Raw genomic sequence first — 12,113 nt, forward strand, 5'->3', positions numbered from 1 at the left:
TCAGTCCGGAGTTACATCGGGGACTGGCCGAGGTGCAGGGGCGGTCAGCGAGGTGATCTTGATCAGCAGGCCCAGGTGACCGTTGTCGAGGAAGTTCAGTTGACCGTTCTTGGTGTGGCTTTCCTGCTTCAGGCGTTCGCTGGCGGTGACCAGGCCGTTGGCATCAATCTTATTGACCCAGAAGTCTGCATCGACGTCGGTGAAACGCCCCAGTTTCAGGCTCAGCGTGCCTTCGATCGGGAACTGGCCGAACTGCTCGGTGCCTTCGCTGATCGCGACTTTGCTGGCTTCTTCGCCGAGCTTTTGTTGCCAGGCCTTGTGCATCAGCACTGTGTATTCATTGCTGGCGGTGAGCTTTTCCACTTCGGGATTAAGGCTCGGCGTGCGAAAACTGTCGGGGCTGATGCGTTGGGCGCCGGCATCCCAGTCTTCCGGCGCGGCGCGGCTGACGATGGCGGGCACGGCGTTTTGCCGCACCAGAATCATTTCAACCTGATACAGATCATCGGCAAACGCCGTCGAGGCGAACGGCGAAAACAACGACATCAACAAGGTCAGTGAGCGAAACAGGCGCATGCGGCGTCCTTCAAGCAGTGGTCGGAATGAGGCGCTCGAATAGCGCCTCTACAGTATTAAAACGTTCTTCCGGGCGCTCCATGGGGACCTGGAATTTGAACATCGTGGCGCCTTCGAACTTGTAGCGTTTGGGCTGGCTCTGGATCAGTTTGATCAGTGTCAGCGGGTCGACCGGGGTCTGTGCCGCGAACTCGATACGACCGCCTTGCGGACCACCGTCGACTTTCTTGATGCCCAACTGTTCGGCCTGCAATTTCAGCGCCGTTATCCGCACCAGGTTCTTGGTCGGCTCCGGCAGCAGGCCGAAACGGTCGATCATCTCCACTTGCAGGTCCTTGAGGCCTTCCTCATCGGTGGCCGAGGCAATGCGTTTGTAGAGAATCAGTCGCGCGTGAACATCCGGCAGATAGTCCTCGGGGATCAGCGCCGGTACACGCAGATTGACTTCCGGACCGCCGCCCAGCGGTTGGTCGAGGTTTGGCTGTTCGCCCTTGCGGATCGACTTCACCGCGCGCTCGAGCATTTCCATGTACAGCGTGAAACCGACGGCCTGGATCTGCCCGCTCTGACCGTCGCCCAGCAGTTCGCCGGCACCGCGGATTTCCAGGTCGTTGGTCGCGAGCACGAAGCCCGCGCCGAGGTCCTGGGTGTTGGCAATCGCTTCGAGACGCTTTTCTGCATCGGGAGTGATCTGCTGGCGCGGCGGTGTCAGCAGGTAAGCATACGCCTGGTGGTGGCTGCGACCGACGCGGCCACGCAATTGATGCAACTGCGCCAGACCGAACTTGTCGGCACGCTCGATGATGATGGTATTGGCGCTCGGCACGTCGATGCCGGTCTCGATGATGGTCGAGGCGATCAGCACGTTGAAGCGCTTGTGGTAGAAGTCGCTCATCACCTGTTCGAGATCGCGTTCACGCATCTGCCCGTGGCCGATGCCGATCCGTGCTTCCGGCACCAGTTCGGCGAGGTCGGCGGCGCATTTCTCGATGGTCTTCACGTCGTTGTGCAGGTAGTAGACCTGGCCGCCACGCAGCAACTCACGGAGCAGGGCTTCTTTTACCGTGCTCTTGTTCTGCTCCATGACGAACGTGCGCACCGACAGGCGGCGGGCCGGCGGCGTGGCGATGATCGACAGGTCGCGCATGCCCGATACCGCCATGTTCAACGTGCGCGGAATTGGCGTGGCGGTCAGTGTCAGGATGTCGACTTCACTGCGCAGCGCCTTGAGCTGTTCTTTCTGACGGACACCGAAACGGTGCTCTTCGTCGATGATCACCAGCCCGAGGTTTTTGATTTTGACGTCGTCTTGCAGCAGCTTGTGTGTGCCGATGACGATGTCGATCTTGCCTTCGGCCAGGTCCGCGACCGCGGCGTTGACTTCCTTGGTCGACTTGAAGCGGCTCATCACTTCCACGCTCACCGGCCAGTCGGCGAAGCGGTCGCGGAAGCTGTTGTAATGTTGCTGGGCGAGCAGGGTGGTTGGCACCAGAATCGCCACCTGACGACCGCCATGCACCGCGATGAACGCCGCGCGCATCGCCACTTCGGTCTTGCCGAAACCGACGTCGCCGCAGACCAGGCGATCCATCGGTTTCGGCGCGAGCATGTCTGCGCGCACCGCTTCGATGGTGGTTTGCTGGTCCGGGGTTTCTTCGAACGGGAAACCGGCGCTGAAGGTCGCGTAATCGGCTTTGGGGTCGGCGAAGGCATAACCCTCGCGAGCGGCGCGACGGGCATAGATGTCGAGCAACTCGGCGGCCACGTCGCGCACCTGTTCGGCGGCTTTGCGTTTGGCTTTCTGCCAGGTTTCGGAGCCGAGGCGGTGCAGCGGCGCCAAGGCATCGTCGCTGCCGGTGTAGCGGGCGATCAAATGCAGGTTGGCGACCGGGACGTACAGCTTGGCGTTCTCGGCATATTCAAGGGTCAGGAATTCGGCGGCTTGATTATCGATTTCCAGGATCGTCAGCCCCAGATAGCGGCCGACACCATGATCGATGTGCACCACCGGCGCGCCTTCGCGCAGTTCGGTGAGGTTTTTGATCACTGCATCGTTGTTGGCGTCAGCGCGTTTCTCGCGACGGCGACGCTGCATCACGCGCTGGCCGAATAACGGGCTTTCAGCGACCAGGGCCAGGGCTGGATCGTCCAGCAACAGTCCTTCGTCGAGCGGTGCGATGGTGATCGCCAAGCGCTCCTTGCTCGCAACAAAGTCTGGCCAGCTGTCGACGGTTTTCGGCCGCAGCTTCAGGCGTTCCAGCAATTCCAGCAGCACTTCACGACGGCCCGCGGACTCGGCGGTGAACAGCACGCGGCCAGGGAATTCGTCGAGGAAACCGGCCAGCGCCGCCAACGGCTGAGTGGCCTTGGCTTCGATGGCCAGGTTCGGCAGCGACTGAGCCGGGAAGCGCTCGCGACCGACACCGGTTTCCACGTCCTGTTGACTGGCAACCACACGAGGCCAGCTCTTCAGGCGAGCAAAACAATCTTCCACGGGCAAGAACAGCTCGGCCGGTGGCAATAACGGACGGGATGGGTCGACGCGGCGCTCTTCGTAACGATTGCGCACGTCGTTCCAGAAATTCTCCGCCGCCTGTTCGATGCCAGGCAAAGAGAACACTTGCGTGTCCTGAGGCAGGTAATCGAACAGGGTGGAGGTTTCGTCGAAGAACAACGGCAAGTAGTACTCGATACCGGCCGGGGTAATCCCGCTGCTCAAATCCTGAAAGATCGGGCAGCGACGGAAGTCGACATCGAAGCGCTCGCGAAAGCGCGCCTTGAAACGGGTGACCGCGTCCTTTTGCAGCGGGAACTCCCGCGCCGGCAGCAGGCGAACAGTGTCCACCTTATCGATTGAGCGCTGGTTTTCCGGATCGAAGGTACGCAGGGTTTCGATTTCGTCGTCGAACAGATCGATGCGGAAGGGCAGTTTGCTGCCCATCGGGAACAGATCGATCAGCGAGCCGCGCACGGTGAATTCGCCGTGCTCATAAACTGTATCGACGTAACGATAGCCGCTGGCTTCAAGCCGGGTGCGCATTTGCTCGACATCGAGCTTCTGGCCGACGTCCAGCACCAGGCTGCTCCCCAGCAAAAATTTGGTCGGTGCCAGGCGGTGCAGGGCCGTGGTGATCGGCACGACCAGCACTCCATGCTCCAGCTCCGGCAGCCGATAAAGGCTGGAAATGCGCTGAGAGATGATGTCCTGGTGTGGCGAGAACAGGTCGTAGGGCAGGGTTTCCCAGTCTGGGAAATGCAGAACAGGCAAATCCGGGGCGAAGAAACTCAGCTCCTGTTCCAGCCGTTCGGCACTCTGGCTGTCGGCGGTCAGTAGCAGGGTAAAGCGCTTGGCAGCGCTGGCGGCCTCGGCAATGGCCAGGCTCAGGGCGGCACCGGGCAGGTTGCCCCAGTGCTGTTTACCTGCCGCGGCAGGGAGAAGCGGTAGACGCAGAACGGGCACGGAAGGTTGAGCTCCAAGCGTTGCGACAAAGTCGACAATTGTAACGGCCTCAGGTGCCGGCTGTCAGTTGCAGATATGTCTATTACGCGGGTTGGGCAAAATGTAGTGGTAATGACAAAATCGAGTGGTTTTTTAGTGAAAATTACTGATTATGTAGTGGCAAAACGAACGCGTGTTACGGATGGTTACGGACAAGGCGGCGATGTCTCCAAAAAATTGACGATGCTGGAGACCCCGGTTTTACTGGGCTTGAGCGGGGCGTAATTTTTTTGAACAGGATTTTGTTACCGCCAGTGCGACAGGCGCGCATTGCTACAGGAGCCACTCGGCGGCATAATGTAGCCCCTTTTTTCTGCCCCTACATGTGGAAGGTTACCGTGACTCAGAAGCCCGACCAGTGTCTTGGTGAATGGATCGACCGTGAAGCACTCGCAGAAGCGATGATTCCGCTTATCGGTCAGCTCTACCGCAATAACAACGTGGTGAGCTCGATCTATGGCCGCAGTCTGATCAACCAGTCTGTCATCGCGATTCTCAAAGCTCACCGCTTTGCTCGCCATCGCCAGTCCGATGACAGTGAATTGTCCGTCCACGAAACATTCCCGCTGCTCAAGGCAATGAGCGAGCTCAAGCTCGGCGCTGCTTCGGTAGACCTGGGCAAGCTGGCTGTCAAATTCAAAGCCGAAGGTAATGGCCGTACCGCCGAAGCGTTCGTCCGTGACGAACTGGCCGATGTGGTCGGCAAGCAGAATGGTTCCGGCCGTACCGGCACCGACGTTGTCCTGTACGGCTTCGGTCGTATCGGCCGTCTGCTGGCGCGCATCCTGATCGAGAAAACCGGTGGTGGCGACGGCCTGCGTCTGCGCGCCATCGTTGTCCGCAAGGGCGCCGAGAACGATCTGGTCAAGCGTGCCAGCCTGCTGCGTCGGGACTCGGTACACGGTTCGTTCAATGGCACCATCACCATTGATGAAGCCAATAACACCATCACCGCCAACGGCAACCTGATCCAGGTTATCTACGCGAAGAACCCGACTGAAGTGGACTACACCCAGTACGGCATCAAAAACGCGCTGCTGGTGGATAACACCGGTGTATGGCGTGACGCCGACGGCCTGGGCCAGCACCTGTCCTGCCCGGGTATCGACCGCGTTGTTCTGACCGCGCCTGGCAAAGGCAAGCTGAAGAACATTGTTCACGGCATCAACCACGGTGAAATCACCGCTGACGACAAGATCGTGTCCGCCGCTTCCTGCACCACCAACGCCATCGTGCCGGTGCTGAAAGCTGTGAATGACAAGTTCGGCATCATCAACGGTCACGTCGAAACCGTTCACTCGTACACCAACGACCAGAACCTGATCGACAACTTCCACAAGGGTGATCGCCGTGGCCGTAGCGCCGCGCTGAACATGGTTATCACCGAGACTGGTGCTGCCACCGCTGCTGCCAAGGCGCTGCCTGAGCTGGCCGGCAAGCTGACCGGTAACGCGATCCGTGTTCCGACGCCGAACGTGTCGATGGCCATTCTCAACCTGAACCTTGAGAAAGCCGCCACCCGTGAAGAGATGAACGAGTACCTGCGCTACATGGCGCTGCACTCCGATCTGCACAAGCAAATCGACTACGTCAATTCGCAGGAAGTGGTTTCCACCGACTTCGTTGGCTCGCGCCACGCAGGTGTTGTGGATGCGGAAGCGACCATCGTTCAGGACAACCGCGTTGTTCTGTATGTCTGGTACGACAACGAGTTCGGTTACAGCTGCCAGGTCGTTCGCGTGATGGAAGACATGGCCGGTGTAAACCCGCCAGCATTCCCGCGCTAAGCCTTAGCCGCACATGAAAACGCCCCGACTTTGGTTGGGGCGTTTTTGTTTGTGGGGATCGCGCAGGAGCGAGGCTTGCCCGCGAAGGCGATTTGCCTGACACATCGCTTTCGCGGGCAAGCCTCGCTCCTACAAGGGGTGGTGCATAATGGCCGGTCTTGGCGTGGTTTCAAGGAGGGGCAGGGTTTGTTGAAATGGCGATGGTGCAGTGTTGTTGTCCTGATAGGCGCCTTAACTGGCTGCGGCAATAGCGATTCGATGGAGAGTTTCAGCGGCCCGACCATGGGCAGCAGCTATTCGATCAAGTACGTGCGCCGTGCCCATCTTCCCGCTCCGGCGGAAGTCCGCATCCAGGTTGAAAAAATCCTCGCTGAAATCGATCAGCAAATGTCGACCTATCGCAGCGACTCCGACATTGAACGATTCAATAATTTGCCCGCTAACCGCTGTCAGACAATGCCCGCGCCAATCCTCGAACTGGTCCGCGTCGGCGAGCGACTGTCTTCGCTAAGCGATGGCTCCTTCGACCTGACGGTGGAGCCGCTGCTCAACCTCTGGGGATTCGGACCGCAAGCGCGAGAGGAAAAAGTGCCGAGTGCCGAGGCGCTCGCCGAGGTGCAGCAACGCGTCGGCCACAGCCACTTGCGCATCGACGGTGATCAGTTGTGCAAGGACGTGGCAGTCGAGCTCGACTTCAACAGCATAGCTGCCGGTTACGCGGTCGATACGATTGCCGCGAAACTCGAAGCAATGGGTATCCACAGTTACCTGACTGAAGTCACTGGCGAACTCAAGGCCGCCGGCAAAAAACTCGATGGCTCGCCTTGGCGCATCGCCCTGGAAGAGCCCCGAGACGATCAGCAAGTCGCGCAAAAAGTCATCGCCATCGACGGCTATGGCGTGTCCACCTCCGGTGACTACCGTAATTATTTCGAGCAGGGTGGCCAGCGCTATTCCCACACCTTCGATGCCCGTACCGGAGCTCCGGTCCTACACACCCTGGCGTCAGTCACAGTGATTCATCCTTCAGCGTTAATGGCCGATGGCCTATCGACGCTGTTGCTGATTCTCGGTCCTGAACGGGGTTGGGACTATGCCCAAACCCATGACATTGGTGCATTCTTTGTGATTCGTGCCGATACAGGTTTCGTCACACGCACCAATCAGGCTTTTGAGCGCCTGGTGGGTGAGAAAACCAAGTGATTACGGCATCAAAAGCGTTTTTGATGGCGTTGTAGTGCAGGCAAAACTAGCCTACGACGCGACCAAGGGTTAATGTGCCCGGCGTTGACGCTTCTATAGACTGTGTCCGGGTTCTGCACTGGCCCCAAATTGTTCCTTCACGCCGCAGATCGGCGTGATTTAGCCGCAGGTGCCGAGGGCGCCGCGGCCTGTTCTGAGGAGTATGCATGGCTGTCTACAACTACGACGTGGTGGTGTTGGGTTCCGGCCCGGCCGGAGAAGGCGCGGCAATGAATGCCGCCAAAGCAGGGCGCAAGGTGGCGATGGTCGATAGCCGTCGCCAGGTCGGCGGCAACTGCACCCACCTGGGCACCATCCCGTCCAAGGCCTTGCGTCACTCGGTCCGGCAGATCATGCAGTTCAACACCAACCCGATGTTCCGGGCCATTGGTGAGCCGCGCTGGTTCTCGTTCCCGGACGTTTTGAAAAGCGCCGAAAAAGTCATCTCCAAACAAGTCGCCTCGCGCACCGGCTACTACGCCCGTAACCGCGTCGACGTGTTCTTCGGGACCGGCAGCTTCGCTGACGAGCAAACCATCGAAGTGGTCTGCGCCAACGGCGTGGTTGAAAAACTGGTGGCCAAGCACATTATCATCGCCACCGGCTCGCGTCCTTATCGCCCGGCGGACATCGATTTCCATCACCCGCGTATCTACGATAGCGACACCATCCTCAGCCTCGGCCATACCCCGCGCAAACTCATCGTTTACGGCGCTGGTGTGATCGGTTGCGAATACGCCTCGATCTTCAGTGGTCTGGGTGTGCTGGTCGAGCTGGTGGACAACCGTGGTCAGTTGCTGAGCTTCCTCGACTCGGAAATTTCCCAGGCGCTGAGTTACCACTTCAGCAATAACAACATCACGGTTCGCCACAACGAAGACTACGACCGCGTCGAAGGCGTGGACAACGGCGTGATCCTGCACCTGAAGTCCGGCAAGAAGATCAAGGCCGATGCCTTGCTCTGGTGCAACGGTCGTACCGGCAACACCGATCAGCTGGGTCTGGAAAATATCGGCGTGAAGGTCAACAGCCGTGGCCAGATCGAAGTCGACGAAAACTACCGCACCTGCGTGCCGAATATTTACGGCGCCGGTGACGTGATCGGTTGGCCGAGCCTGGCCAGTGCTGCGCACGACCAGGGGCGTTCGGCCGCTGGCAGCATTGTCGACAATGGCAGCTGGCGCTTCGTCAACGACGTGCCAACCGGCATCTACACCATTCCGGAGATCAGCTCGATCGGCAAGAACGAGCAGGAGCTGACTCAGGCCAAGGTGCCGTATGAAGTGGGCAAGGCGTTCTTCAAGGGCATGGCGCGTGCGCAGATTGCCGGCGAACCGCAAGGCATGCTGAAGATCCTGTTCCATCGCGATACCCTGGAAGTACTGGGCGTTCACTGCTTCGGTTATCAGGCGTCGGAAATCGTGCACATCGGTCAGGCGATCATGAGTCAGCCGGGCGAACAGAACACCCTGAAGTACTTCGTCAACACGACGTTCAACTACCCGACCATGGCTGAAGCCTATCGGGTAGCGGCGTACGATGGCCTCAACCGGCTTTTTTGAGCGGCTCCGGCCGGTGGCCTGAGCCGGCCGGGGAGACCGATTTCAGCAATTCTCGAGCGTGGCAGTGGCCAAACCGGGAAAGTCTGTAATCAGGCTGTCAACGCCGAAGTCGGCGAGTCTGCGCATCAGCGCGGGCTCGTTGACTGTCCACACCGACACATGCAGCCCTTGACGCTGCGCCTTCTGCAGGCGTTCCGGTGTACACAGGGTCCAGTTCAGCGCCAGAATCCCACAGCCATAGTTTTGCGCGACCTTCAACGGGTCGAGCCAGGCGTACTCGGCCACCAAACCGCGAGACACGTCCGGCACCAGGTCCAGCGCGGCTTTCAACACTTCGCGTGAACTTGACGTAATCGTGATCTTGTCCCGCATACCGAAACGCTGCGCCATTTCACGAATCGCCAGCACGGTGGTCGCGGCGCGGGTGCGTGAAGCGCTTTTGACTTCCAGTTGCCAGTGATCGAAATCACATTTCTCGAACAATTCTTCCAGCGTTGGAATCGGGCAGGGTTTGATCCAGCCCGGGCCGCCCTTGCGCGCGTCGTAGGTCACCAGCTCCGCGGCGGTATGTTCGACTACTTTGCCGCGACGCTCGGTGGTGCGTTTGAGGGTCGGGTCGTGGATCACCATCAACTCGCCATCCTTGGACAGGTGCAAGTCCAGTTCGCAACGGCGTACGCCGTGCTTGAGGCATTCCTGAAAGCTGGTCAGGGTGTTTTCCGGTGCTTCGCCCTTGGCGCCGCGATGGCCGTAGATGAGAGTCACGGTTCTTCCTTAAATTAAATGCCTGATTCGTTTTGTTCGCGGGCCAGGCGTCGTTCTTGTGCCTGTCGCTGCAAGATGTAACGGGCCAGCAATTGCCGCTGGGCATCGGACAGGTATTCGAACTCGGTGCCGACATCGTAGCCTTCGCCCTTGCGGTCGCAATGGGTGACGCGGGCACGCAGCAGCAGGCCAAGGGCTTGCGGCATGAGTACCAGCTTGACCGACAGGTGCGCGCCAGTGGCGATGGGCGTCGGATGCTGGAAGTCGATACCTCCTTCGGAGAGGATGACCGGCTGCGGTTCGCCGATCTGTCCGAGCACGGTCAGGGCGACGACCTGGCTCAGCAGATCGATGCGTTTGTTCTGGGATTTCAGGAACGCGGCGATGGTCCGGTCGCGTTCGCTGATCTGTCGCAACAGGTGTTGCGACTCGAATTCGCTCAGGTGCAGTTCGCTGAGCAGGTTGAATAGTGGGGAAGCATCCTGCAACACTTCCTGGCCTGCGGCTTCGGGAGCAGACAGGGGCCGAATTTCCAGTGCGATCGTGTCCTCGATACGGTAGTATTCGCGGCGATCTTCTTCATCTAATGTCGACATGGCGAACCCATGGTAGCGGCGGTGGTCTGAGTGTAAAGCTGGTTATCGACCCCCGCCACAAGGACGTTCCTTTTCCCTCCGAACAAGCCCCGACATGTTCAGACCTCTCTTCGTATTTATTGGCACGCGTTATACCCGTGCAAAGCGTCGCAATCATTTTGTGTCGTTCATTTCCCTGACCTCGATGATCGGACTCGCCCTTGGCGTGGTCGTGATGATCGTCGTGCTGTCGGTCATGAACGGCTTCGATCATGAGATGCGCACCCGCGTGCTGGGCATGGTGCCCCACGCGACCATCGAGTCCGGTGAGCCGATCAGCGACTGGCAAAGTCTGGCCGCCCAGGTCAAGCAGAACCCGCAGGTGGCCGCGGTTGCGCCCTTCGTCCAGATGCAGGGCCTGCTGACCAACAACGGCAAGGTCTCCAAGGTGCTGCTCAATGCCATCGACCCTGTGCAGGAACGGCAGGTGTCGATCATTGATAACTTCATGCAGCAGGGCAAACTCGATGACCTGGCGCCGGGCAGTTTCGGCATCGTCATCGGCGACAAGGCCGCTGCCAAGCTCGGCGTGGCGGTCGGCGACAAACTGACGTTTGTCGCGCCGGAAGTCACCGTGACCCCGGCCGGGATGTTCCCGCGCATGAAACGCTTTACCGTGGTCGGCATCTTCCACGTCGGGGCCGGTGAGATCGACGGCTATCTGGGCATCACTAACCTGCAGGATCTGGCGAAGCTGCACCGCTGGAAGCCGGATCAGGTCCAGGGCCTGCGCTTGAAGTTCGACGATCTTTTCCAGGCACCACGCGTGGCGTGGACCATCGCTCAGCAACTTGGCGAAGACCAGTATTACGCCCGAGACTGGACCCGCACCCACGGCAATCTGTATCAAGCGATCCGCATGGAAAAAGCCATGATCGGCCTGCTGTTGCTGCTGATCGTCGCCGTGGCGGCGTTCAATATCATCTCCACGCTGGTAATGGTGGTGAATGACAAGAAAGGAGATATCGCGATCCTGCGCACCCTGGGCTCTACGCCGGGGCAGATCATGGCGATCTTCATGGTCCAGGGCACGGTCATTGGCGTGGTCGGTACGCTGATTGGCGCGGTGGTCGGGATCTTCGCCGCGCTGAACGTCAGCGCCGCGATCTCCGCCCTTGAAGGGGTGATCGGCCACAAATTCCTGAACGCCGACGTGTATTTCATCGATTACCTGCCGTCGCAAGTGCAGAGCCAGGACGTGTTGATGGTCTGCGCCGCCGCGTTGGTTCTGAGTTTCCTCGCCACCCTGTATCCAGCCTGGCGTGCCGCGCGCACCCAGCCTGCGGAGGCGCTACGTTATGAGTGAGTCGGGCATGAGTGATAAAGCAATCTTGAGCTGCCGCAACCTGGGCAAATCCTACGTGGAAGGCCCGGAATCGGTAGAGGTTCTGGCGGGTCTGCAACTGGAATTGCATCCCGGCGAACGCGTGGCGATCGTCGGTACCTCGGGTTCGGGCAAAAGTACCTTGCTCAACCTGCTGGGCGGTCTCGATACGCCGACCAAGGGCAGCGTCTGGCTGGCCGGTGAAGAACTCTCGGCACTGAATGAAAAGGCCCGTGGCCTGCTGCGCAATCGGTCGCTGGGTTTCGTTTACCAGTTCCACCACTTGCTGCCTGAGTTCACCGCGCTGGAAAACGTCTGCATGCCGCTGCTGATCGGTAAAACCGCGATCCCGGAAGCGCGTCAGCGTGCGACGGCGTTGCTGGAGCGGGTAGGGCTGGGCCATCGTCTGGAGCACAAACCGGCGGAATTGTCCGGTGGCGAACGCCAGCGTGTGGCCATTGCCCGTGCCCTGGTGAACAAGCCAGGCCTGGTGATGCTCGACGAGCCGACCGGCAACCTCGACTCCCACACCGCCCAGGGCATTCAGGATTTGATGCTGGAACTCAGCACCTCGATGCGCACCGCGTTCCTGGTGGTGACCCATGACATGAACCTGGCCCGCCAGATGGATCGCGTCCTGCATTTGCAGGAAGGTTACCTGACACCCATCTGATTGACCGAAACCCGACGTACTGAACAGTACGTCGGGTCTTTTATTTTTAT

At 59.6% G+C, this 12,113-nt stretch carries 9 protein-coding genes; 5 read left to right on the forward strand and 4 right to left on the reverse strand.

Annotation, left to right across the window (positions count from 1 at the left end; translation table 11 throughout):
• Complete coding sequence (locus tag IB250_RS00530) at positions 1–576, reverse strand: CsiV family protein (RefSeq protein ID WP_192342559.1); 576 nt, start codon at positions 574–576, stop codon at positions 1–3.
• A 10-nt stretch (positions 577–586) separates the two neighbouring features.
• On the reverse strand, positions 587–4,036 hold the full coding sequence (gene mfd, locus IB250_RS00535) for a transcription-repair coupling factor (protein ID WP_192342560.1): 3,450 nt from the start codon (positions 4,034–4,036) through the stop codon (positions 587–589).
• A 362-nt stretch (positions 4,037–4,398) separates the two neighbouring features.
• On the opposite strand from mfd, the gene IB250_RS00540 reads away from it, so the two are divergent.
• From IB250_RS00540 to sthA, 3 genes are all read left to right on the forward strand, one after another.
• Entirely contained in the window at positions 4,399–5,862 is a 1,464-nt protein-coding gene (locus tag IB250_RS00540) for a glyceraldehyde-3-phosphate dehydrogenase (RefSeq protein WP_008073072.1), read from the forward strand.
• Between the two features lie 258 nt (positions 5,863–6,120).
• Complete coding sequence (locus IB250_RS00545) at positions 6,121–7,065, forward strand: FAD:protein FMN transferase (protein ID WP_225603242.1); 945 nt, start codon at positions 6,121–6,123, stop codon at positions 7,063–7,065.
• A 206-nt stretch (positions 7,066–7,271) separates the two neighbouring features.
• Entirely contained in the window at positions 7,272–8,666 is a 1,395-nt protein-coding gene (gene sthA / locus IB250_RS00550) for a Si-specific NAD(P)(+) transhydrogenase (RefSeq protein WP_008073074.1), read from the forward strand.
• A gap of 42 nt (positions 8,667–8,708) precedes the next feature.
• On the opposite strand, the gene IB250_RS00555 is transcribed toward sthA, so the two are convergent.
• Positions 8,709–9,431 carry a glycerophosphodiester phosphodiesterase gene (locus tag IB250_RS00555; RefSeq protein ID WP_192342562.1) on the reverse strand — a complete coding sequence of 241 codons (723 nt, stop codon included), beginning with the start codon at positions 9,429–9,431 and terminating at the stop codon, positions 8,709–8,711.
• A gap of 14 nt (positions 9,432–9,445) precedes the next feature.
• Positions 9,446–10,027 (reverse strand): PilZ domain-containing protein, encoded by a 582-nt coding sequence (locus IB250_RS00560; protein WP_123496503.1) that lies wholly within the window; start codon positions 10,025–10,027, stop codon positions 9,446–9,448.
• A gap of 94 nt (positions 10,028–10,121) precedes the next feature.
• On the opposite strand from IB250_RS00560, the gene IB250_RS00565 reads away from it, so the two are divergent.
• Together IB250_RS00565 and lolD are read left to right on the forward strand one after the other, a co-directional pair.
• The gene (locus tag IB250_RS00565; RefSeq protein ID WP_192342563.1) at positions 10,122–11,372 is read left to right on the forward strand and encodes a lipoprotein-releasing ABC transporter permease subunit; all 1,251 of its coding nucleotides are present in this window, start codon (positions 10,122–10,124) and stop codon (positions 11,370–11,372) included.
• Between the two features lie 7 nt (positions 11,373–11,379).
• Entirely contained in the window at positions 11,380–12,063 is a 684-nt protein-coding gene (lolD, locus tag IB250_RS00570; protein ID WP_020700644.1) for a lipoprotein-releasing ABC transporter ATP-binding protein LolD, read from the forward strand.
• Positions 12,064–12,113 lie beyond the last annotated feature (50 nt).

This window comes from Pseudomonas sp. PDM09 (assembly GCF_014852305.1).
GTDB lineage: Bacteria > Pseudomonadota > Gammaproteobacteria > Pseudomonadales > Pseudomonadaceae > Aquipseudomonas.

Bases quoted from the DNA above. Each gene is read 5' to 3' on its own strand.
- IB250_RS00560 (WP_123496503.1), bottom strand. From the start codon at position 10,027: ATGTCGACATTAGATGAAGAAGATCGCCGCGAATACTACCGTATCGAG.
- IB250_RS00545 (WP_225603242.1), top strand. From the start codon at position 6,121: ATGGAGAGTTTCAGCGGCCCGACCATGGGCAGCAGCTATTCGATCAAG.
- IB250_RS00565 (WP_192342563.1), top strand. From the start codon at position 10,122: ATGTTCAGACCTCTCTTCGTATTTATTGGCACGCGTTATACCCGTGCA.
- IB250_RS00530 (WP_192342559.1), bottom strand. From the start codon at position 576: ATGCGCCTGTTTCGCTCACTGACCTTGTTGATGTCGTTGTTTTCGCCG.
- lolD (WP_020700644.1), top strand. From the start codon at position 11,380: ATGAGTGATAAAGCAATCTTGAGCTGCCGCAACCTGGGCAAATCCTAC.
- sthA (WP_008073074.1), top strand. From the start codon at position 7,272: ATGGCTGTCTACAACTACGACGTGGTGGTGTTGGGTTCCGGCCCGGCC.
- IB250_RS00540 (WP_008073072.1), top strand. From the start codon at position 4,399: ATGTGGAAGGTTACCGTGACTCAGAAGCCCGACCAGTGTCTTGGTGAA.